This window comes from Xanthomonas vasicola pv. musacearum NCPPB 4379 (assembly GCF_000277895.2).
Taxonomy (GTDB): domain Bacteria; phylum Pseudomonadota; class Gammaproteobacteria; order Xanthomonadales; family Xanthomonadaceae; genus Xanthomonas; species Xanthomonas vasicola.
In genome coordinates this window covers 2,454,687-2,476,511 of the sequence record NZ_CP034655.1, presented here as the reverse complement: position 1 = coordinate 2,476,511, position 21,825 = coordinate 2,454,687, and the positions used below count along the sequence as shown (strand labels likewise).

Sequence of the window (21,825 nt, the reverse complement as noted above, 5' to 3'; positions counted from 1 at the left end):
GAAGCAGTCAGAGGCTCGATCCATGGTCTTTGCAGAAGGGGCGCAGTGGGTCCGCGCTGACTTTCATCTGCATACCCGAGCGGACCGTGAATTCAAGTTCACGGGCGATGACAACTTCTACAACAGCAACTATGTGGATGCGTTGGAGAAAGCGGGCATCCGATTGGGCGTCATCACCAACCACAACAAGTTCGACTTCGAAGAATTCAAAGCACTGCGCAAGACGGCCCAGAAGAAGGGTATTGCGCTGCTGCCAGGCGTCGAGTTGTCGGTCAATGACGGGGCTAATGGCATCCACACGCTTGTTGTGTTCTCCGACGAATGGATCGATGAACACAATTACATCAACCCCTTCCTGACCAGCGCATTCGAAGGCAAAACGCCCGCGCAGTACGAGCAGGAGAACGGGCGCACTTCATGGTCGCTTCTGGAGACCATCAAGAAGCTGGAAGGCTATCACCGGGACTTCTTTCTTGTCTTTGCCCATGTCGAAGCCCCGAGTGGCCTGTGGGCGGAGCTGGATGGCGGCCGGCTGACTGAGTTGGGGCAAAACGAGTTCTTCCGACGCAGAACGCTGGCTTTTCAGAAGGTACGCACGCACGACGGCGCAGGCAAAGACAAACCCTGCCGCACCAAGATTCAAAGCTGGCTACAGAACTGGTACCCCGCCGAACTGGAAGGCAGCGACCCCAAGAGTGTCGATGAAATCGGTCGAGGCAAAGCCAGCTACCTGAAGCTGGGCGAACTGTCCTTCGAGGCGGTCAAGTTTGCCTTGAGCGATCCGGCTGGGCGGGTAGCCATGGAGCCGCCAAAACATCAAGCGTCGCACATCCGCAGCATCCGCTTCGACGGCGGCATTCTCGACGGGCAGGTGTTGCATTTCTCTTCCGAACTCAACACGTTGATCGGCATCCGGGGCAGCGGCAAATCATCCATCCTGGAGGCAGTGCGCTACGCCCTCGACATTCCACGCGGCGAGAAGGCGCAGGACACCAAGTACAAGGATGAGTTGATCCGCCATACCCTTGGCAGCGGCGGCAAGGTGACGCTGACAGCATGTGACGTGTACGGACAGGAATTCACCATCTCCCGCATCTTCCGCGAAGCCCCGAATGTCTATTTGGGCGGCAAGTTGCAACCCGGCGTGTCGATCCGGGAGACCGTACTGCGCCGTCCGATCTACTTCGGCCAGAAGGATCTTTCCAGCACCGGCGAAGGCTTCGAGACCGATCTGGTGGAAAAGCTGGTTGGCGATAAGCTGCGTGTGCTGCGTGACGAAATAGAGGTTCAACGCCAGCGCGTGCGTGACGCTGCTCAGCGCTGGCTCAAGCTCAGCAACACGGCCGAACTCAAGCGCGACTTCGAGACCCAACTAAATGATGCCAACTTCCGTCTGACCAAGTTCGCGGAGCACGGTGTTGCCGATAAGCTCCAAAAGCGACTTGGCTTCCAGCAGGACGCCACAGCGCTCGCGCGCATGATGGAGCGGGCAGACAGCTTCATCCTCGCTCTAGGAAGTCTGATTGCCGAGCATGAGGACGAGCTGCGGAACGCAACGAGCTACGTTTCCAAGCAGAACCCGGATTTCTTCACGGCCTACTACGCCGAGTTCTCCAACCTCGTTGCCAAGGTCGATCAGCTCAAGCACATCGAGCGAGAAGCGAACGTCATTGCAGCTCGCCTCAAGACCAAACAGGGCGAATTTGAAGGCGCAAGCAGGAGCCTTCAGGAGGAGTTCGCACAAGTCGAGCGCCAACTGGCTCAGGAGCTCAAACAAACCGGCATGACTGCCATCCAGCCGGATGACTTCCTGGCCCAGCAGCAGCGCAAAACCAAGGCGGAGCAAATGCTTCAGGCGCTGGCCAAGCAGGAATCACAGCAGACTAGCATTCGCGACGCGCTGTTTGCCGAGATCGACAAACTCAATGAACTATGGCTGAGCGAGTTCAACACAATCAAGGTAGAGCTGGACCGCGTGAACGCTGGCCACACCGCCCTGCAGATCGAAGCGGACTTCAAGGGTGACAAGGAAGCCGCCATCAGCTTCATGCAGCAGCTCTTTAAGGGCAGCAACATCCGCGAAACCACGCTGCGCACAGTGATGGAGGACTATCCAGATTTCGGCGGCCTACTGCGTGCTCTGCCGGGAGCCTTGGCGAAGGCCGGCAGCACCCCCGAGGTCTTCGAAAGGACCTTCATGCAGAATCTGACCGAGTTCGTCACCTGGCAGGTGCCCAACCGCTTCGTCATCCGCTATCGCGGCAAAGAGTTGAAGCACCACTCTCTCGGGCAGCGCGCTTCGGCGCTGTTGCTGTACGTGCTCAGCCAACGCCAGAACGACGTGATCATCATCGACCAACCGGAAGACGATCTGGACAACCAGACCATCTACGACGATGTGATCAAGCTGCTACGGGAAATGAAGCCTCACGCCCAATTCATCTTCGCCACCCACAACGCCAACTTCCCGGTGCTGGGTGACGCGGAACAGGTGCACGCCTGCCAATACCAGGACGAAAAGGTCGCCACGCGAAGCGGCAGCATCGACGCCCGTCCGGTGCAGGACGCCATCATCAACATCATGGAAGGAGGCCAGGAAGCCTTCAACCGTCGCAAAGAGGTCTACAACCTATGGAAACCACAGAGCTGATCGACCTGCTCAGCCGGGGCGAGGACAGTCGGCAGCAGTTCAAGACGGACATGAACAATGCTGACGCCTTGGCAGCGGAGATTGTTGCCTTCAGCAACACCGCTGGTGGTCGCATCTTCATTGGGGTGAACGACGACGGTTCGGTGCGCGGCCTATCCGGCGCTGACGTTGCTCGTCTCAACATGCTCATCGCCAACGTGGCCTCACAGGTCGTGCGTCCCGCCGTGAACCCGCTCACGGAAAACGTGGCTCACCCGGCAGGCACGGTGCTAGTGCTGTCCATTGCTGAAGGCGTCAACAAGCCCTACATGGACAAGAACGGCGCGATTTGGGTGAAGAATGGCTCGGACAAGCGCCGCGCGACCTCGCGCGAGGAATTGCAGCGCCTGTTCCAGCAGGCGGGCTTGGTGCACGCCGACGAAACGCCCGTGGCGGGCTTGAGCGCGGGCGATGTGGACATGCCATATTTCGAAGCCTTCTTCGTGCAGCAATTCGGTGAGCCGCTCGCCCAGCATAACCAGCCGTTGCCGCAGTTGCTGACCAACATGAACCTGATGAACCAGGGGCAGCTCAACGTGGCGGGCGGTCTGCTATTCGCCAAATCACCGCACTACGCGCTACCCGCCTTCATCGTCAAGGCCGTCGCCTTTGTCGGCACCCAGATTGAAGACGAACGCTACATTGACAGCCGCGACATCGTCGGCAAGCTGGCTGACGTGTTCCAGCAGACGCTGGGCTTTATTGTCGCCAACACCCGCGCTGCGCAGGGCGAGCAGGGCTTCAACTCCCAGGGGCAGCCTGAGATTCCCCGCATCGTCTGGGAAGAGCTGGTCGCCAACGCCCTCATTCACCGCGACTACTTCGTCAGTGCGCCGATCCGCGTACTGGTGTTTGCGGATCGGGTCGAAATCATCAGCCCCGGCCACCTACCTAACAACCTGACGATCGCGAACATCAAGGCCGGCAACTCAAATATGCGCAACCCCATCCTGGCGTCCTTTGCCGCCAAGCTCCTGCCTTATCGCGGATTGGGTAGCGGCCTGCTGCGCTCACTGCGGGCATGGCCGCAGATCGAACTCATCGATGATCGGGCTGGCAATCTGTTCAAGGCTATTGTGGCGCGTCCCAGTGTGCTGGAGCCGGCCGGAAGATCTTGACCGATCGGCTGGGACGGAGGTGGATAGACTTCTGGTTTTAGAACGTCGCTATGGTGTCAGCATGAAACTGCACGAAGAAAACGAACCGTTCTTCATCACCGATGACATGGCCGCCGAGATGGCTGCTGCCGGCTACGAGTTCAAGCCCCCCGGCCATGCCAGAACGAAGAGCGTCCGCGACCTGTACGGATGGCAGCCCGGGGAGACTCTGGAGCAGGCCATTGCCCGTCAACAGCGAAGGCAGTGTTCATCCTCTTGAGATGAGCATGGCATTATTCATGGCATTAGTTGGACGCCTTATTTTAAGTCATTGATATTTAACACGATTTTGTGATTATGGATAATCGAGTGGGAGTGACAACCGGTCTGTCTGACCCACGCGTTTGGCGATCGAAATCGCCGCACCGATGAGCTGATCGGGCGGCGTTTCTCCGAGTTCGGTAGTAGATCTTAGGTTCGCCCTCGCCATTGAAGAGCAGAGGGCGCTGGCTGGGCAAGAAGGCGCTTTACGCAGCGGTGGGCGTGCGCTTGCTTTCAGAAGACGCATCACCGAAACACGTCTCCCACTGCAGGTTGCCGATATAACGACGTGCCATGCGGCCTTCGTCGTCCAGGGCGAAGAGGTGCAACCAGCGGTTGTCGAACAGGGCGCGCACCTGCGGGTGCCGTTCGAGAATCACGGCGATGGCTTCCGGTGGTGCCTCGATCAGCACTGAGAGCCGCAGTGGTTCATGGATCAACCGTTCGCCGTCATGCACCGACTGCCAGGGCAGCCCAGTGCGCAGGATGCCGCCGTTGCCTTCGACCACACCGATGCCGCCGGTGACGTTATGCAGCAGCTTGTTGCCGGCGCCGAAACTCTCCGGTGCGACGGTCGATCCGTAGTACTGCAGGCTGATCCAGCTGGCGACGACCACCGGTGCTGTCAGGATCAACTCCAGCACGCCGAAGCCTTCGTCGCACCGCCAGTCGTAGTCGTGGAGGAAGGCACGTCCCGCCAGGTCGCGGCCGGCGCTGCGCGAGCGCGGCGCGGCGATAAAGGCCTGGCATCCTGCAAGCGCCCATTCGGGGCGAATCTCGGCCCAGTCGCGGGCGCGATGTGCGATGTCCTGGCCGCGATTGGCGCGAGGCAGGCGCAGGGCGCGCTCCCCGCGTGCCAGCGCACCGGCCGCGGCCAGCCACTGCGTCACCTGGACAAGATCCTGCGCATGCTCGGGGGAGGGATGGTCTTCGGTGAAGAGCGTCACTGCGTCGGTCGTGGTGTCGTGCAGTGCGGCCAGGAACAACGTGTCCGCGGGAATGACGATGCCGTGCTCGGAAAGACCGGCGCGCACTTCTTTGTCGTTGAGCAGCGACGCCAGCAGCCGCGCGTTCACTTCGCCCGAATAGCCGCCGCAGGCGCCGCAATGCAGTGCGCTGGCATGCGGGTTGTTGACGACCTTGGCGCCATGGCCGGCAATGACGACCAGCCGGGCGAAGTCGCTGGTGAAGGACATTGCCTTGAGGATGCGCGCGGCCATGGTCAACCGCGTGTCCAGGTCCAGCTCATGCGCCGGGTGCGGCGCGGGATCGATCGGTGTGTGGTGGCGGGCCAGTGCGAGCCCATCGCGCAGCAGCTTGGCAATGTAGATCGGGCCGGTTGCTTCGACGAAGGCGAAGGAGGAAATGGCCGCCAGCTTGAAGCGGCCCCAGGCGCGCTTGGCACGTGCGGTGATCCGCGCGGTGAGGTCTGCCGCGTTCGCAGCCGGTGTGGCGTCTCCTGCGAAAGTGATGACACCGGGGTTCAGCAGGACGGGCAGGCGCGCTTCGACCACGTCCGAGGCGAAGCGCCGATGGCCGATGCCAAAGCCGAAGAACCCTGCGAAGCCGAGCGTCGTGATACCGGAATCGAGGCTTTCCAACGCGCGGCGGAACACTTCCGAGCGCACGTCGATGCAGAAGGCCATTTGCAGCTTCAAGCGGTCGAGCGAGAGCTGCGCCGACGAAGGTGCGGCAAGTACGGTGTTGAGCTTGCGCTGCGCGGCGCGTTCGGCCGCTTCCTGCAGGATGCTGTCGACAACATCGTCTGAAGATGCTGCGACCGGCTCGGCGTAGGCTGCGATGGCCGCGTGCCAGCCAGGCACCAGTGCGGAGCCGCCGTTGTGCAACAGTGCGGCGTCCCAGAGCATGCGGATGGCGAGCAGATCGGTGACGCATGCATCGGTGCCGCCGTTCAACTCCGCCTGCCAGAGCCGATAGCGGGCGACCTGACCCCAGCCGCCGAGCGAGGTCAGCAAGCGGTGGAAATAGCTGTCCAGCGCGTCCTCGGAAAGACCGAGGCGGGCGACGCAGTCGACGAGCGCGTCTTCGGCAGTGGCGGGTGCATCCGCCACATACTGGGAAAAACCTGCAAGGCCGGCGATTTCAGGTGTCAGATCGTGGGTCGCGATGATCCGCCATGTACTGTAGGCACCGCCGGATTGGCCGACAGCCCAGAGCGCCTGGCCCTGATCGAAATAGCCGGCGGCCCAGTGACCGATGCGCTCGTTGACGATGCCGGGCCAGTCGATCGCAGCGACGTCGCGGGCCAGCTCGGCGACCGTCGGGATCGCCTGCGTGGCAGGGCGTGCGGCTTCGATGGCGTGTTTGAGTGCGGACAAGGTCGGCGGGCGCAGCGCGGCCGGCGCGCTCTGCAAGGCCGCCTGCAGATCGCCTTCGGTGATCTCGCCGGACTGTAGCCGCTCTGCATACCAGGGCCGCGGCATGGTGACGGCGATACCGGACGCGCGCCGCAGTCGTGCGGCTGCCATTTCCAGCGGCTCGCCGGCCTGGCCGAGGAAGGGGTTGACCGCAACGCTCGAGGCGAGCGGCCACAGCGGGGGGATAGTGCGTGCCGCACGCTGCGCGGCGGCGATGATCACAGCGTGGGAGAGGGACATGGCGGTAGTCGTCGTGGTCATCAGCATGGGGGCCTGGCAGGGAGAGAGGGTCACGAGGTCTTGCGAACAGACCAGCCGCCGAGCAGGCGATCGATCGTGGCGTTGGCATACAGGCCATTGGAGAGGTGGACGCGGAGCCCGGCGGCAGCGGGATGCGGGGCCCAGAGTGGAAACAGCGCCTGCGCCACCGCCACCAGCCCGAAGCTCAGCACCGCGAGCGTCATCAGCGTCCACTCCAGCCGTCCCGGCGCCGGTGTCGCTGGCAGCACGCCGGCCGTCAGCCATTCGGCGGCGGTCTGCAGCGCGAAGTAGCCGATCGCCGCGGCGCTGGCGTAGATCGCCGTCTTGCGGGTGAGGGGGCGCGGCGCGGCATCGGCAAGGCCCTGGGCCAGCAGGTAGGCGACACCGAAGATCAGGATCGCGCCCAGTGCCAGGGCCTGTGGCGATTTGTGCTCGAAGCTGAAGACGAACCCGAAGGCCGTGCCGATACCGATATAGATCGCCACTGCGATCAGAAACGCGCGGCCGACCGCCGACCCATTCGGAACCGCGACCGGCCCGGGCCGGCGAATGGCCGCGACCTGCTCGACCGCGCCACCAGATGCGAGGAAGGCGTGCGCCTTGTAGAGCGAGTGCGCGACGATGTGCAGCAAGGCCAGCGGGAACAGTGCCAGGCCGCACTGGAGCATCATGAAGCCCATCTGCGCGACCGTGGACCAGGCCAGCGAGGTCTTGACCGCCGGCTGGGTCAGCATCACCAGCGCGCCGAACAAGGCGGTAAACCCGCCCAGCATGGCCAGCACGGCGAGCACGCCCGGGGCAGACAGCATCAGGTCGGAAAAACGGATCAGCAGGAAGCCGCCACCGTTGATCACACCGGCGTGCAGTAGCGCCGACACCGGCGTGGGTGCTTCCATCATCTCGGTGAGCCAGCCGTGGGTCGGGAACTGCGCCGATTTCAGCACCGCAGCAAGTGCGAGCAGGGCGGCCGCCGCGACCAGCGCCCAGGAGTGCTGACCGTTCCGGGCCAGCGCATTGATCGTGGCGATATCGGTCGTGCCCATGCTTTTCCAGAGCAGCACGGCGGCGCAGGTCAGGGCGATGCCGCCGGTGGTGGAGAACAGGCGCTTCTTGCGTGCTGCGCGCTGCGCTTCCACGCGCTCGGGGTAGAACAGCAGCAGGCGATGCATCGCGATGCTGGTGGCGACCCAGGCAACGACGACCTGCACCACGTTGCCTGCCTGCACCAGCAGCAGGACCGCCGCAAGCGCAATGCATAGCCAGCCGGTGAAGTAGCCCTGGCGCGCTTCGCCGTCGAGATAGGTGCGTGCGTATCGCACCACGATCCAACCGACGAAGGCCACCAGCAGCAGCATCGTCACGCTGACCGGGTCGAGCCGTGCGGACAGGCCGATACCGCTCCATCCGATCAGCCCGCTGTCGCCGGTGCCTCGCAACAGCAATAGTGCAAGTGACGCGATCGCGATCAGTAGCGCGCCGAGCGCGGCGCCTTCAGCGAACAGGGGAATCCCGCGTGGACGGCGGCCGCTGCGAAGCAGGGCGAAGACGGCGGCGGCAAGCAGCAGGAGTGGTGCAAACAGTGGCAGTAGATAGAGCGACAAGGCAATCCCCTAAGAACAAGTGCGGTGGCGGGCTGGACTATATTAAATATCGGAGGGTTAGAAAAAAAATTCATTGTTCTTTCCATATCGTTCGTTATTATCGAACGATATGGCAGCCTTGAACTACAACCATCTGCGCTACTTCTGGGCCGTCGCGCACGAGGGCAACCTCACCCGCACGGCCGAGCGCCTCAACCTCACCCAGTCGGCGTTGTCGGTGCAGATCCGCAAACTGGAAGAGCGCCTGGGTCATGCGCTGTTCGAACGCCGCGGGCGGCAGTTGCATCTGACCGAGGCGGGGCAGATCGTGCTGGACCATGCCGATGCGATCTTTGCCACCGGCGATGAGCTGCTTGGCACGCTGCGCCAGACAGGTGCCGCGCGACAGGCACTGCGGGTCGGCTCGCTGGCCACGCTGTCGCGCAACTTCCAGATGGAGTTCCTGCGTCCGCTGCTCGGCCGCACCGATATCGATCTGATTCTGCGTTCGGGCAGCGCGGGCGAGCTGCTGCGGGCGCTGGAGGCGCTCAACCTCGATGTGGTGCTGCTCAATCGGGCACCGGCCGGTGATGCGCTGTCGCCATTCGTCACCCAACGGCTTGCCGAGTACCCGGTCAGCCTGGTCGGGACGCCGGATCGGTTGAGCCATGCCGCCAGCTTCGCCGACCGCCTTCGCAACCACCCGATCATCTTGCCCACGGCGGAGAGCAGCGTGCGCATCGGCTTCGACGCCTTGGCCGATCGCCTGGGCGTGCAGCCGCAGATCGTGGCGGAAGTGGAGGATATGGCGATGATGCGACTGCTTGCCCGCGAGGACATTGGCCTGGCCGTTCTCCCGCCGATCGTGGTGAAGGACGAGATTGCCGCGGGCGCGTTGATGGAAGGCGATCAATTGCCGGACATCGTGGAGACGTTCCATGCGGTCACCATGTCGCGGCGCTTTCCGAATCCGCTGGTAAGGCTTCTGCTTCAGCCCGCGGCCACGTCTGCAAACCTGTAGCTCCACGTCGATTTCGCGATGGCGTATAGACCCGAAGCTAAAGCGGATCGAACGGTGCTCGGTCCAACAGACAGTCGATGAAGGCACCCAGAAGCGCTGGCCGATGCTGTCTGTTCGGGTAATAGAGGAACAGCCCCGGGCGCGAAATCGACCAGTCCGTCAGGAGTTGGACCAAGCGCCCCTGGGCCAATAACGCGCCCACGCCGTCCCGCTCGAAGTGATAGGCGATGCCGAGCCCATTCACCGCAGCAGCAATGCCGATATCGGCGTGATTGGTGACCACCGGGCCATCCACCGTCACCTCGATGCGTTGCCCGCGCTTTTCGAACTCCAGCGATAGTGCCTGCCGTCCATCTGCAGCCGCCAGTTGATGCATGCGTGGTCATGCAGTTCGGTAGGTGATTTGGGCGTTCCTCTGCGTGCCAGGTAGTCTGGCGACGCGACGACCACCATCTTTAAATCCGGTGTCAGGCGCACCGCCACCATGTCTTTCTCAAGCTGGCCACCGACACGGATGCCGGCATCAAAACGGCCAGCGACGATATCGGCCAGTGCGTCGTCGACCACGATGTCGAGCACAACGTCGGGATGTGCGTGATGGAAGCGCGCGAGCCGGGGCGCAATGATGGTTCGCGCGGCAATCCCCAGCGTGTTGATGCGCAGAGTGCCGCGCATCTGGCCGGTGGCTTCACTGGCTTCGGCGACGGCAGCCGCCATCTCGCGAAACAACGGCGCGATGCGGTTGTAGAGCAGTTCGCCACTTGCCGACGGTGCCACGCTGCGCGTCGTGCGGTTCAACAGCCGCGCGCCGATGCGGCCTTCCAACTGACGAATGGTCTGGCTCAGTGCCGACGGTGACAGGCCCAGGTGCTCTGCGGCCCGCGCAAAGCTCTGGCGCTCCACCACAGCCACGAAGGCTTTCAACTCAGCAAAATCGGATCCGCGCATTATGCATTCCTTTCTGCATAGCCCGTCCGGATTCTAGAGTATTCACTGAATTCGCTCTGGTGCGCATGCTGAGGTCTCCACTCACCTACGGAGCCAGCCACATGGGCATCCCGACCCTTCCCGAGCCGATTGCCGCTTACTTTGCGGCCGAGCACAACCCTGACGCATTGGCGCAGTGCTTCACTGCGCACGCTGTCATGACCGACGACGGTCACAGCTATACGGGTATCGACGCGATCAAGACTTTCATGGCCGAGGCATCGGCCAAGTACAACGCACTGAGCGTGCCGTTTGCCATTGAGCGCGAGGACGGCATCCACTGCGTGCGTGCCAAGGTCAGCGGCAATTTTCCCGGCAGCCCGGTCGTGTTGTCGTATCGCTTTCGCCTCGAACGCGGCCTGATCGCATCGCTGCAGGTCACGGTATGAGCTTCGACCTGCAACTGACCGGCCTGCGGGCCGTGGTTACCGGCGGAACGCTGGGTCTGGGCGCTGCGGTTGTGAACTCCCTGGTGGAGGCCGACGCGCGCGTGGCGACTTCCGCGCGCACGCTGCCAGCCCAGCCGGTGGCGGGAGTGATGTACGTGGCGGCCGATCTATCGACGGCCGAGGGCACGCAGCAGCTTGCCCAAACTGTCCTGCAGGAGTGGGGCGGCGTCGACATCCTGATCAATGTGCTCGGCGGTTCAAATACGCCCGGTGGCGGTTTTGCCGCGATCAGCGATGCGCACTGGTTTGCCGAGTTGAACCTGAATTTGATGCCCGCGGTGCGCTTGGATCGCGCACTGCTGCCAACGATGCTGGTGCAAGGCTCCGGTGTCGTCATCCACGTCAGTTCCATCCAGCGGGTGCTGCCGTTGTCAGAGTCCACCACCGCCTATGCGGCGGCCAAGGGCGCGCTCACCACCTACAGCAAGTCGCTGGCACGCGAAGTGACGCCGCAAGGCGTGCGCGTGTTGAGCGTTGCGCCAGGCTGGATCGAGACCGAGGCGTCCGTGGCATTTGCGCAGCGGATGGGGGAAGACGCCGGAACAGACTACGAAGGCGGCAAGAAAATCGTGATGGAGTGGTTGGGAGGCATTCCTGTGGGCCGTCCCGCCAAACCGCAGGAGGTGGCCGATTTGATCGCCTTCTTGGCGTCTCCGCGCGCTGCCTCGATTGCGGGGGCTGAATATCGGATCGACGGCGGCACGGTTCCTACGTTGTAGGCTCGAATCCGGTGCTGCGTCAGTTGAGCAGTGCGGTGATGCCTGCGTTGATGGCAAAGCCGCCGCACACCAGCCAGGCAAACACGATGGCCGCCAGTGCCAGCGGCTTCATGCCTGCCGTGCGGATGGCCGAGACGTGGGTCGTCAACCCAAGGCCGGCCATGGCCATCGCCAGCAGGACGGTGTCGATGTCGATTACCTGCTGCACCAGCGCATGGGGCAGCAGTGCCAGCGAGTTGAGTCCGGCGACCGCCACGAACCCGAGCGCGAACCAGGGAATCAAAATGCCGCTGCGTTGAGTGGCATTGCCACGATCGCTATCTAACGCCTCTGCGTGCGTGCCATCGGCGCGAGAAAGATAGGCCGACAGGCCCACAAGAAACGGCGCCAGCATCATCACCCGCACCATCTTGGCGATCACTGCGGTATTGGCGGCCTGCTCGCTGCCGGCGCGACCGGCAGCGACCACCTGTGCCACTTCGTGAATGGTGGAGCCGGCGAACATGCCGTACTCCGTCGGCGACAGATCGAACCAGCGGTAGTGGGCGATCAGGTGATACAGCGCCGGATACAGGAACATCGCCAACGTGCCGAACACCACCACCGTGGCCACCGCGACCATCACCTGTTCGGCGCGGCCGCGCACGACAGGTTCGGTAGCCATCACGGCGGCAGCACCGCAGATCGAACTGCCTGCGCCGATCAGCATCGCGGTGTTGCGGTCCAGGCCGAACACGCGTACGCCGAGGAAGCAGGCCAAGCCGAAGGTGCTGCACAGCACCGTCGCGTCGATCGCCACGCCGGTCCAGCCGACATTGCCGATGTCCTGAAAGGTCAGGCGCAGGCCGTACAGGATGATGCCCAGACGCAGCAGGTTAGCCTTGGAAAAACGCACACCTGCGCCAGCTTTCGCGCTTAGGCGTGGATAGGCAGTGTTGCCGACCAGCATGCCGAGCACGATGGCCAGGGTCAGCGCGCTGACGCCGTTAGCCTGCAGCCAGCCGATCTTGCTCAGCTGCATCGATACACCGGCCAGTACGCCCGTTAATGCAAGACCCGGCACCCACTGGCGCATGCGGTGAAATGCGTTGGTAGCAGGCGGCTGCGCTAGTTCGGCCGGAACAGTGGTGGTGTGCATGGCGGTTGATCGCATCTTGCGGAAGGCGTGCGCGCACTGTGGACCGCAGCGATCTATCCAGCAAACGGATTATTCCGCTATAAGCAATCACAAAAACAGGTAATGAGTCTTTGCATGCGTCTGACACTGCGGCAGTTGCTGATCTTCACGGCCGTAGCCGATACCGGCAGCACGACTGCGGCGGGGGAGCGCGTGGCGCTGTCGCAATCGGCGACCAGCGGCGCCCTCAATGAACTGGAAAGCCTGCTCGGCGCACAGCTGTTCGACCGCATCGGCAAGCGTTTGCTGCTCAACGACAACGGCCGCGCATTGCTGCCGCAGGCCAGGGCCTTGCTCGATGGCGTGCAGGAGATCGAAAGCCAGTTCGGGCTCGGGGCCGCCGGTGTGGCCACAGCGCCGTTGCTCACGCGGCTTCGCGTGGGGGCCAGCACCACCATCGGCAACTACGTGTTGCCGTCGCTGATCGCCGGCTATCGAACAGCATGGCCGGGCGCTGCGGTGGACGTGGTCATCGGCAATACGCGTGAGGTGGCCGCCGCCGTGAGCCGGCTGGAGGTGGATATCGGTTTGATCGAAGGCCCGTGCCATGAGTCGGATGTTGAGGTCGTGCCTTGGCGACAAGACGCGTTGGTGATAGTTGCAGCACCGACGCATGCATTGGCGCAGGCCGCCGCGCATGCACGCGTGCCGTTGAAGGCCTTGCGACAGGCGCGCTGGCTGCTTCGCGAGCCGGGCTCGGGCACGCGTGAGGCGGTGGAGCACGTCCTGCTGCCGCACTTGCATCACCTCGATAGCGAGATGCAGCCCGGGAGCACCGAAGCGATCAAGCAGGCAGCGGCCGAAGGGCTGGGGCTGGCATGCCTGTCGTTGTGTGCGGTGCAGGACCTGGTGACACTGGGTCGCCTGGTGATTCTACCCACCACATTGCCGCGGCTGACGCGGCGCTTCTACCGCATCCAGCACCGGCAAAAACGGCTGTCGGGCAACCTGCAGCGCTTTGTCGCGCATTGCGATCGGCGTGACGTGGAATCTTCCTGATGGCTGGGGTGCTGAGCGGGCGCTGGACTATATGACCTCTTCCCACGCACCTATCCGCGTATGGTGTGCCGACGATTAGTGCACTAGCGACGTCTTGCCAGCGCCAGCACCTCCTGGCGTTGCACTGCTCGGTCAGCGCCACTGACGCACCAATAAAAAAGCCGCGCAGTGCGCGGCTTGATGCATGACCCGGACTGAAGCGTGTCTTCAGCGGACCTCGGCCAATGCCACGCGGGCGTCGTCCATGAACTTCTGTGCTTCCTGCGGTGTTGCCAGTTGGGTGCTGAGCTGGCTGAGCACCTGCTCGATGTCGCTGGAGGCGTCCCAGGCTTCATCGCAGAGCATGCCTGCGATCGGGCCGAGATAGTTCAGCGCGACTTTTTCCAGTGCATCGCGGACGCGATCGTCGGGCCTGGCGTTACCGCCCCTGGACACCGGCGCTGCACTCGCGCTTGCAACGGGTGCCGCAGGTGCCGGTGTCGGTGCCGGCGCAACCGGTGCGGGTGCGCCGCCCAGATCCTGTTCGAAGCCACCCATCAACCATTGCCGCGAGTCGTCGCTCAACAGCGAGGGTTTGCCCAGGGCGGCACCGGGGTCGATCTGGAAGCGCGCCTTCGCCGCGTTGACCATGGTGAGGCGGGTTACCGCCTCATCATTGCGCAGCATGCGGAAGACCACTTCTTCGATCAGTCCGCTGTTGATGCGGACGATGCAGGAGTGGTTCTCCTCGGTGACGATGAACAGAAAGCCGGATGCCTTCTTCAATGCCAGCGCTCTGAGCTCGCGCAGGATCTCGATCAGCGGACGGAATTCAGTGGACATGGCGTCTTTCTTGCCTCATTCGTTCGGATGGGGAGGGGCGGCTCATCGTTTGCTGAGCCGCTCCATCGCCAGTCGCACGCTATTGGAGAGCCGCGAAATCGCCCGTGCCAGGGTACCGATCTCGTCCTTGAGGTTGACCTCGGCGATGGTGTGGTTCCACTTGCCCATGCTGAGTTCTTCCGCTACGGCGGTAAGGTTCTGGACGGGGCGCAACACGCGGTTCCAGATCAGCATGGACTGCACGCCGACCATGAGTGCACAGACGAGCAAGCCGATGCCGGCAATCCACAACGATTGGTGCAAGATCAAGGCGTTGATGTCGCTCTTGGGATAGGCCGATGCCAAGGTGAAGCCCCAATTGCGTATCTCTTCTTTAACCACCACCCAGTCTTCCGGGCTCTCCTTGACGATCCGCTCGATGGTGGCGCTATCGGTGGTGGAACCGGTGGTCGACTGGAAGCGCACTTTATTCTTGCTGTCCAACACCGCGACGAAGCCAGACGAGAGCATGCTACGGCTGCCGATCACGGTCGCCAGCTCAACCGTATCGGCCTTGTAGGCGATAGCCAAAGCACCGATGACGCGTTTGTCGTTGCCGGCAAAGATCGGTTCGTAGCGAGCAACATATGGGTTGCCGAGAACATCGAGCACACCAGAGAAGCTCTCTCCATTGCGCAGCTTGCCAGCGGCCTTGCTGTTCGGATCGAGCACGGTGCCGACGGCGCGACTGCCGTCGGCATTGGTGATGTTGGTGGAGATACGAACGAAGTCGTCGCCGACACGAGAAAAAATCGTTGCGTTGCCCTGCTTACTGATGGAAGCGCCGTCGTCGACCAAGCTGGAAGTGGCGGCGTCGACCAAGCCAAACACGTTGGCCTGCGACTTCTGACCCAGCAGTATGTCGTTGGCAGTGCGGCGCCCGACGCGGACTTGGTTCCCTTGACTGGCTGGGCCTAGCTCATCGACTTGCCTGCGCAGATTGTGCATAGATGCCCCGACGCGATCGAGCAGCATCTCGCGGGTAAGCGAGAACATGGTCTGGGTCAGAACCGAGGTACGTCGGATGACCGCTGCGGTTTCAGACTCGATACGTCTTGCTTCGGTGACAGCCAGGATCACCGTTAGTCCCGACATCACGGTCAGCCCCAAGGCCAATACCGGCAGCAGCAGGCGTACCCGCAAAGAGTGACGAAGCATTGCATTCCCCTGAACGCATTAAGAAAATGTACGACACTGCGCTCGCGGCGCAGTGCGATGGTTGATGTGTAGTTAGCGGCTGATGAAGGCCATACTGAAGTGGCTCCCCAGCCGCACTGCGCTCGCGGCGCAGTGCGATGGTTGATGTGTAGTTAGCGGCTGATGAAGGCCATACTGAAGCGGCTCCCCAGCCGCAACTGAGGTATAAGGTAACGTAAGCAGATCCATGTTGGGATACGCTTCCGGCTTCTGTATGGGCGTTGATTCAACATTCGCTTCCGCATGGGGCGGGCCAATCAGCTTTTTGGTTTGGTTTGGTTTGGTCTGGGTGCGGGCGCTCGGCGACCGTTCGTGCGCTCAGGTGTCTAACGACAGGATCCCCCGCCGCAGCGCGACAATGACCGCATGGGTGCGATCGCGCACGCCTAGCTTGGCCAGGATGTTCTTCATATGCGCCTTGACCGTTTCTTCGGAGATGCTCAAGGCGCTGCCGATCTGTTTGTTGGAACAGCCGGTGGCGACCAAGTTCAGCACCTCGGTCTCGCGTGCGGACAGGGCATCGTCGAGCACATGGGCGGCGATGTTTTCAGCCACCGCGGCTGGAACTTGCCGGCGCTGGCCGCGGCGTACACCGCGGATGGTGTCCACCAACTCGCGGCGCAGCGCGCTCTTGAGCAGGTAACCGCAGGCGCCGGCCTGCAGGGCACGCACCGCGCGGACGTCGCCGGTGTAGGTGGTCAACACGATGACCTTGGCAGCGGAATCGACACGGCGAATACGCTGGATCGCTTCGACTCCGTCCACGCCCGGCATCTGCAGATCCATCAGCACCACGTCCGGGCGCAGGCGGGTGTAGCAGGCCACCGCCTGTTCGCCATCTTCGGCTTCCCCGACCACCCGCATGTCCTGTTCGGCGGCGAGCATGGCACTTAGCCCATCGCGCAGCAGTGGATGGTCGTCGACCACCAGTACCTCGGTTGGGCGGACCATTTCAACCATTGGAGCTCTCCGTGGATCGTGCTGTGTGAAATGGCCACCACCATCGCTTGGCGCGCACGTAAGCGGCATGGGCAGGCAGGGTGATCTGGATTTCGGTGCCGCTGCCGGGGCGCGACCACACCTGCATCTTGGCGCCGATGCGCTGCGCGCGTTCCTGCATGCCAGTCAGGCCCCAGTGCCCGGTACGGGCGTGGCCGTGCAGCACGTCCGGGTCGAGGCCGCGGCCATCGTCGCGGATGCGCAGCGTGAAGTCACGTGAGCCGTAACGCAGTTCCAGCGCGATGCCGGTGGCATCGGCGTGCCGGTCGGCATTGGCCAGTGCTTCGCGGCCGAGCTGGAATAGCTCGTCTGCCACCAGGGGGTGCAAGCGCAGGGGCCGGCCGTCGACAGACACCTGCAGTTCGGCACTCGGCGGCGGCATGGTGGCGTTGCGCGCCCGTTGCAGGGCAGCGGCCAGATCTTGATGTAACGATTGGCTGTCACGTAACCCGTTGACGCGATCGCGGCCTTCGGCCAATGCGTTTTCGGCCAGGTCGACCGCCTGTACCAGCTCCAGCCGACGCGGGTCGTTCCAGGGCAGCGAGCGGCTGGCAGCATGCAATCGCAGGATCAGTCCCTGGGTGCCTTGCAGCAAGGTGTCGTGCAATTCACGGGCAATGCGTTCGCGTTCGCGGTAACGCTCTTCCAGGCGCGCGCGCAGGCGCTCGGCCACGTGCCGGGTGCGCATGCGCCAGGCGATGCCGAGCGCAAGCAGCAGGCCCAGCGCGCAGCACACCTTGAACAGCCAGGTCTGCACGAAGGCGGCCTCAATAACGAAGTCCAGGGTGTCGCCGCGCTCATTCCAGAGGCCGTCGTTGTTGGCCGCGGCAATGCGGAAGCGGTAACGCCCGGGCGCCAGATTGGTATAGAACGCCTCGCCGCGGTTGCCGGCATCCTGCCAGTGCGCATCGACGCCTTCCAGCCGGTAGCGGAACCGCACGCGTTCCGGGCGGGTGAGGCTGATGGCGTCGTAGCCGATGCGCAGGCGGTCTGTCCCCTTAGGAAGGTGCAGGCCATCCTGACGCGGGTAGTGCCGGTCGTTGGCGACCACGTCGGTGACGAACACCTCCGGCGCGGTGGGGTTGTGGTAGGTCTGTTCGGGATCGAGCCAGGCCAGGCCCTGGTTGGTGGTGAACCAGAGCAGACCATCGGTGGCGGCAACCGCGGTAGATACCGGGGTGGCCTGTTGGGCGACGCCGGGCAGGCCATCCATGATGTCGTACACGCGCAGCGTTGGGCTGGCCACCCCGGTGCGCAAGCTGCGCAACAACGCCAGCCGGCCGATTTGCACCACCCCGCGGTTGCCGTTCAACCAGAAGGTGTCGTGGCGATCGCGCACGATGCCGGTAATGCCCTGCAGTAGCGGATTGGCCTGATCGGCCACCTGCTGGAAGCGGTCATCGCTGCGGAGCGCGGCAAGCCCACTTTCGCCAGCCACCAGGGTGAGGGCTGCGCTGTGCCAGATCGCGGTGATCGGGCCGACCGCCAGGCCGTCGTTGGCGGTGTAGTGCCGCACCTGCCCGCCACGCAGCACGCTGAGCTCGCCCTTGACGCTGCCTACCCACAGCGCGGCATCGGGCGTGGCGACGAGCACCGAACAGGGTTCGTCCTGCAGGCCGGTGATCGCCTGCCAGCGATTGCCATCCCAACGCTGCGGCCCACTGGCGTCGGGGCACACCCAGGGAGCCTCCTGGGCATCGACGGCGAACCCGCGGATCGAGCCGGTCGGCACGTTCTGCGGTAAGGGCAAGGAGTGGGTGCGTCCTTGCTGCAGGTGGAGCAGATGGTTGTCGCCGAGTAGCCAACCGCCGGCGGTGGAGGGCACTTTCAGCACGCTCGCGGGTGCGCCGGCTTGCAGGCGTTCGATCCCGGTCCGCGTCAATGCCAGCTTGCGCTCATCGCGCAGGACCGCCAGTAACAACGGGGTGCTCGGGGTGGCGGCGGTTGCGAAGATTGCGGCCGCCGTGGACTGGCCGGGTAGCAACGCCGAAAGCGGGAGCAGGGCGCGATGACGGAAGCGGTTGAGCCCCAGATTGGTGCCGGCCCACAGATTGCCTTCGTGGTCTTCCAGCAGCGGGCCGGCGGTGGACGAGGTCAGGCCCTGCACCGGGCCGAAGCGCTCGAGCACCGGCGCCTTTGATGTCGGTTGGGCGACACGGAACACGCCGCCTGCGCTGTAGTCGCTGCCCCACAGCGCGCCGTCGCGCATGAACCGGATGCGCCCCGCAGACAGACCGGGAAACTGCAGCTGGTCGCGTGCGGTGGCAGATAACACCGCACCCATGCGCATCGGTCAGCGCAAACACGCCGCGATGCGGATCGGCAACCCAGATCGTGCCGTCCGGATGCTCTGCCATGGTGGTGAAGTGCCCGACCTGCTGGCCGGTGGGTTCGAAGCGTTGTCCACCGGGTCGCAGCAACAGGATGCGGCTGCCGTCGCTCACCCACAGAATGCCGCGGCGATCGCGCAGCAGCCATTGCGCGCATGCTGCCGGGTAGCTCCAGTCGGCACCGGCGCGGTGCCAGCGCTGTCCGTCGAACCAGCACAGCCCGCCATCGATGGCTGCCCACAGGCGGCCACTGCCATCGCGTTCGATGCGGAACACCATCCCGTCCGGCACATCCTTGCCGGGCATAAAGTGGGTGAGGCGGCCGTCGGCCAGGCGATCAATGCCGGCATTGAAATAGCCGATCCACGCGCCATCGTCCGCAGTCAGCGACAGCGCCGTCATGTTGTGCGATGCGTAGGCTTCGCCCTCCGGTGCTGCCTGCCGGGTGAAGTGTTCGCCGTCGAACTTGAACAGACCGAAGCCGGTCGCCAGCCACAACGCACCGCCATCGGCTTGCTGGATGTCCCAGATATCGGCCGGTGCACCGCGCTCGATGCTCCAGGCGGTGTGGTGAAACTGCAGTAGCCCGTCGCGCGTCGCCGCGATGCCGGTCGCCCAGGCTGGCGCGCAGAGCAGAAGTGCCCAGGACAGCGTCACAACCGCAGCCGCGCGCAGGCGCGACAAGAACGGCGAACGGATGGCAGGCTCATGCGGCATCGCATCATTGTCAGGCGGGATCGGGGGAAGCACCACCACCTCTTTCGGGGGAGGGACGTGCGCGGCGAAATCGGTTAGTGGGTGCTGCACCTGTGACGCGGGTGCGTGTTGCGTGAGCTGTAGGTAGGACGCGACGCATCGGTATTGCGCAACTCTGCTGCAACGACTCGCAGTGGCGTTCGCTTGGTGGCCGCGCTGGCTTGTTGTGTATTTTGATCGCGCTGTCGAGGGGGGATGCATCAGCTGCCTGGTGCGATGCGGATGTTCTGCAATGCGTTGCGTCATTTCGATTCGACGCACGTTGTATTGGTGGACAACGCAACGCTGCACCGAACGTGCATCCCACCCACGCTGCCGCCATGGCGGACACAGACATCGCTACCCCAAAAGGGGGGGCGATTCGCCTCACCATCAGGGGTAGGGCAGTGAGGATGTCCCCCGCACCATAGGGCCATTCCCCGCGGAGACGCCACATGGCACCTCTGATTGCTGTTGGTGCTCCCGACGTGCGTGCTGCAGCACTCATGCAAACACAGGGGCCGCGTGCGCGCGCTGTTGCGCGTGCAATGCAGTACATCGACACGCATCTGTATGAGCCTGTCAGCGTGGCGCATCTGGCGGAAGCCGCCTGCATGAGCCGCTTCCATTTCGCGCGCGTGTTTCGTGATGCGATCGGTGCCAGCCCGATGGAATACCTGCGCCGTCGTCGGCTCGAACGTGCACAGGCGCTGCTGCGCGAAGGCCGTCACACCATCAGCCAGATCGCCACCGATCTGTGCTTCTTCGACCAAAGCCACTTCGTTCGCAGCTTTCGCAATGCGACCGGTTGTACCCCTGCACGCTTCGCCGCGCAGACGGCGATGGAGCCATGCAGCAATCCACACATGTCACCTGCGCAGCGGCGCGGTGGTCATTCCGTTTCACTATCCCTGGAGCAACACGCATGACCACTGCAACTGCCGTACCTGGCGCCTCCTTGCTATCGCCCGGCGATCACACCCTGATTTTGATCGACCATCAATCGCAGATGGCGTTCGCCACGCATAGCATCGATATCTCGGCGCTACGCAACAACGTGGCGTTGATCGCCAAGGGCGCCAAAGGCTTCAAGGTGCCGGTGATTCTGACCACCGTTGCAGAAAAGTCGTTCTCCGGCCCGTTGTTTGCGGAGTTGCCGGAGATCTTTCCGGGCGAGCCGGTGTTCGATCGCACCAGCATGAACGCCTGGGAAGACACGGGCGTGATCGATCGCGTCAACGCCATCGGTAAGCGGCGCCTGGTGATCGCCGGTCTGTGGACCAGCGTGTGCATCGTGGGCCCGACGCTGTCGGCGATCGAACAAGGCTTCGAGGTGTACGTCATCACCGATGCCTGCGGCGATGTGAGCGATGAAGCACACGAACGTGCCGTGACGCGCATGGTGCAGGCCGGCGCCGCACCCATCACCAGCGTGCAGTACCTGCTGGAGTTGCAGCGCGACCTACGAGCTGACCACCGGTATTGCACGCGCACATGCTGGTGGCTATGGCATCGGCATCCAGTACGCCAGGAGCATGTTCGGTGCGCAGGAAGGCGGGCATTGAACGCATCGGCACCACGCAACACCGCCGGGCTTTCGCTCGCGTTGCTGATGCTGCGCATCGCTGGCGGCGGCTTCCTGCTGCCACACGGGTTGGGCAAGTTGCTGGGCTGGTTCGGTGGACCGGGCTTGCCCGGGTTTGCTGCTGAATTGCAGCAGTTCGGCTTTCCTTCCGTCGCACCGTTGCCGCTGCTGCTGGCGTTGGTGCAGACCCTTTCCGGGCTGGTGGGGCTATGGACCCGTGCCAGTGCGGCACTGGCAGCGCTGTTTATCGCGACCACCGTGCTGGTTGCCATGCCGAAAGGCTGGTTCTGGATGCAGGGCGGTATGGAATACCCGCTGATGTGGCTGCTGGTGTTGTTGGCAGTCGCTGCAGCCGGCGGTGGAGCGTGGTCGCTGGACCACCTGCGTCGGCGCAGCGCGGCATGAGCCGCACGCCGGGCGATCACGATGCCGGGCGGCGC

15 protein-coding genes and 3 pseudogenes are annotated in these 21,825 nt (G+C 63.6%); 10 read left to right on the top strand and 8 right to left on the bottom strand.

Annotated elements, in window-relative coordinates; translation table 11 throughout:
- Nucleotides 1–22: 22 nt before the first annotated feature.
- From KWO_RS11540 to KWO_RS11530, 3 genes are all read left to right on the top strand, one after another.
- A complete protein-coding gene (locus KWO_RS11540; RefSeq protein WP_010378939.1) occupies nt 23–2,650 on the top strand; it encodes a TrlF family AAA-like ATPase in 2,628 nt (875 codons plus the stop codon).
- Nucleotides 2,632–3,807, top strand: coding sequence for an RNA-binding domain-containing protein (locus KWO_RS11535; protein WP_010373152.1), 1,176 nt, complete (start codon nt 2,632–2,634; stop codon nt 3,805–3,807). The genes KWO_RS11540 and KWO_RS11535 overlap by 19 nt, the downstream gene beginning before the upstream one ends.
- Nucleotides 3,808–3,868: 61 nt before the next feature.
- A complete protein-coding gene (locus tag KWO_RS11530; protein ID WP_010373154.1) occupies nt 3,869–4,066 on the top strand; it encodes a hypothetical protein in 198 nt (65 codons plus the stop codon).
- A gap of 247 nt (nt 4,067–4,313) precedes the next feature.
- Here KWO_RS11530 and KWO_RS11525 read toward each other — a convergent pair whose 3' ends face one another.
- Complete coding sequence (locus tag KWO_RS11525) at nt 4,314–6,752, bottom strand: YbcC family protein (protein ID WP_026112473.1); 2,439 nt, start codon at nt 6,750–6,752, stop codon at nt 4,314–4,316.
- A gap of 23 nt (nt 6,753–6,775) precedes the next feature.
- A complete protein-coding gene (locus tag KWO_RS11520) occupies nt 6,776–8,347 on the bottom strand; it encodes a proton-conducting transporter transmembrane domain-containing protein (protein ID WP_017113197.1) in 1,572 nt (523 codons plus the stop codon).
- 109 nt (nt 8,348–8,456) lie between these two features.
- Between KWO_RS11520 and KWO_RS11515 the strand changes: the two genes are divergently transcribed.
- Entirely contained in the window at nt 8,457–9,347 is an 891-nt protein-coding gene (locus tag KWO_RS11515) for a LysR family transcriptional regulator (RefSeq protein ID WP_010373162.1), read from the top strand.
- A gap of 37 nt (nt 9,348–9,384) precedes the next feature.
- Here KWO_RS11515 and KWO_RS11510 read toward each other — a convergent pair.
- A pseudogene (locus tag KWO_RS11510) lies at nt 9,385–10,295 on the bottom strand (LysR family transcriptional regulator).
- 101 nt (nt 10,296–10,396) lie between these two features.
- Between KWO_RS11510 and KWO_RS11505 the strand changes: the two are divergent.
- Nucleotides 10,397–10,723, top strand: a complete 327-nt coding sequence (locus KWO_RS11505) for a nuclear transport factor 2 family protein (RefSeq protein ID WP_010378921.1) — start codon at nt 10,397–10,399, stop codon at nt 10,721–10,723.
- Nucleotides 10,720–11,502 (top strand): SDR family oxidoreductase, encoded by a 783-nt coding sequence (locus KWO_RS11500; RefSeq protein ID WP_017113196.1) that lies wholly within the window; start codon nt 10,720–10,722, stop codon nt 11,500–11,502. Before KWO_RS11505 ends, KWO_RS11500 begins: the two co-directional genes overlap by 4 nt.
- Nucleotides 11,503–11,521: 19 nt before the next feature.
- Here the strand turns inward: KWO_RS11500 and KWO_RS11495 are convergent, their stop codons facing one another.
- A complete protein-coding gene (locus tag KWO_RS11495) occupies nt 11,522–12,640 on the bottom strand; it encodes a YeiH family protein (RefSeq protein WP_010378915.1) in 1,119 nt (372 codons plus the stop codon).
- Nucleotides 12,641–12,754: 114 nt separating this feature from the next.
- On the opposite strand from KWO_RS11495, the gene KWO_RS11490 reads away from it, so the two are divergent.
- Entirely contained in the window at nt 12,755–13,678 is a 924-nt protein-coding gene (locus KWO_RS11490; protein ID WP_010378912.1) for a LysR family transcriptional regulator, read from the top strand.
- Nucleotides 13,679–13,885: 207 nt separating this feature from the next.
- On the opposite strand, the gene KWO_RS11485 is transcribed toward KWO_RS11490, so the two are convergent.
- The 4 genes and pseudogenes from KWO_RS11485 to KWO_RS11470 form a co-directional block, all read right to left on the bottom strand.
- Complete coding sequence (locus KWO_RS11485) at nt 13,886–14,500, bottom strand: DUF8082 domain-containing protein (protein ID WP_010373184.1); 615 nt, start codon at nt 14,498–14,500, stop codon at nt 13,886–13,888.
- A gap of 42 nt (nt 14,501–14,542) precedes the next feature.
- On the bottom strand, nt 14,543–15,697 hold the full coding sequence (locus tag KWO_RS11480; RefSeq protein ID WP_026113244.1) for a Cache 3/Cache 2 fusion domain-containing protein: 1,155 nt from the start codon (nt 15,695–15,697) through the stop codon (nt 14,543–14,545).
- A gap of 357 nt (nt 15,698–16,054) precedes the next feature.
- Nucleotides 16,055–16,696 carry a response regulator gene (locus tag KWO_RS11475; RefSeq protein WP_010378904.1) on the bottom strand — a complete coding sequence of 214 codons (642 nt, stop codon included), beginning with the start codon at nt 16,694–16,696 and terminating at the stop codon, nt 16,055–16,057.
- Nucleotides 16,689–19,782: pseudogene (locus KWO_RS11470) on the bottom strand (sensor histidine kinase). The gene KWO_RS11475 and the pseudogene KWO_RS11470 overlap by 8 nt, the downstream one beginning before the upstream one ends.
- A 506-nt stretch (nt 19,783–20,288) precedes the next feature.
- Here KWO_RS11470 and KWO_RS11465 point away from each other — a divergent pair.
- The 3 genes and pseudogenes from KWO_RS11465 (at nt 20,289) to KWO_RS11455 (ending at nt 21,790) form a co-directional block, all read left to right on the top strand.
- Nucleotides 20,289–20,729, top strand: a complete 441-nt coding sequence (locus KWO_RS11465; RefSeq protein WP_026112475.1) for a helix-turn-helix domain-containing protein — start codon at nt 20,289–20,291, stop codon at nt 20,727–20,729.
- Nucleotides 20,726–21,365 (top strand): annotated as a pseudogene (locus KWO_RS11460) (hydrolase). Before KWO_RS11465 ends, KWO_RS11460 begins: the two are co-directional and overlap by 4 nt.
- A complete protein-coding gene (locus tag KWO_RS11455; RefSeq protein WP_017114469.1) occupies nt 21,362–21,790 on the top strand; it encodes a DoxX family protein in 429 nt (142 codons plus the stop codon). The pseudogene KWO_RS11460 and the gene KWO_RS11455 overlap by 4 nt, the downstream one beginning before the upstream one ends.
- Nucleotides 21,791–21,825: the final 35 nt, after the last annotated feature.

Coding starts and splice junctions, on each gene's coding strand:
- KWO_RS11540 (WP_010378939.1), top strand. CDS start 23: ATGGTCTTTGCAGAAGGGGCGCAGTGGGTCCGCGCTGACTTTCATCTG.
- KWO_RS11535 (WP_010373152.1), top strand. CDS start 2,632: ATGGAAACCACAGAGCTGATCGACCTGCTCAGCCGGGGCGAGGACAGT.
- KWO_RS11530 (WP_010373154.1), top strand. CDS start 3,869: ATGAAACTGCACGAAGAAAACGAACCGTTCTTCATCACCGATGACATG.
- KWO_RS11525 (WP_026112473.1), bottom strand. CDS start 6,752: ATGCTGATGACCACGACGACTACCGCCATGTCCCTCTCCCACGCTGTG.
- KWO_RS11515 (WP_010373162.1), top strand. CDS start 8,457: ATGGCAGCCTTGAACTACAACCATCTGCGCTACTTCTGGGCCGTCGCG.
- KWO_RS11505 (WP_010378921.1), top strand. CDS start 10,397: ATGGGCATCCCGACCCTTCCCGAGCCGATTGCCGCTTACTTTGCGGCC.
- KWO_RS11500 (WP_017113196.1), top strand. CDS start 10,720: ATGAGCTTCGACCTGCAACTGACCGGCCTGCGGGCCGTGGTTACCGGC.
- KWO_RS11495 (WP_010378915.1), bottom strand. CDS start 12,640: ATGCACACCACCACTGTTCCGGCCGAACTAGCGCAGCCGCCTGCTACC.
- KWO_RS11490 (WP_010378912.1), top strand. CDS start 12,755: ATGCGTCTGACACTGCGGCAGTTGCTGATCTTCACGGCCGTAGCCGAT.
- KWO_RS11485 (WP_010373184.1), bottom strand. CDS start 14,500: ATGTCCACTGAATTCCGTCCGCTGATCGAGATCCTGCGCGAGCTCAGA.
- KWO_RS11480 (WP_026113244.1), bottom strand. CDS start 15,697: ATGCTTCGTCACTCTTTGCGGGTACGCCTGCTGCTGCCGGTATTGGCC.
- KWO_RS11475 (WP_010378904.1), bottom strand. CDS start 16,696: ATGGTTGAAATGGTCCGCCCAACCGAGGTACTGGTGGTCGACGACCAT.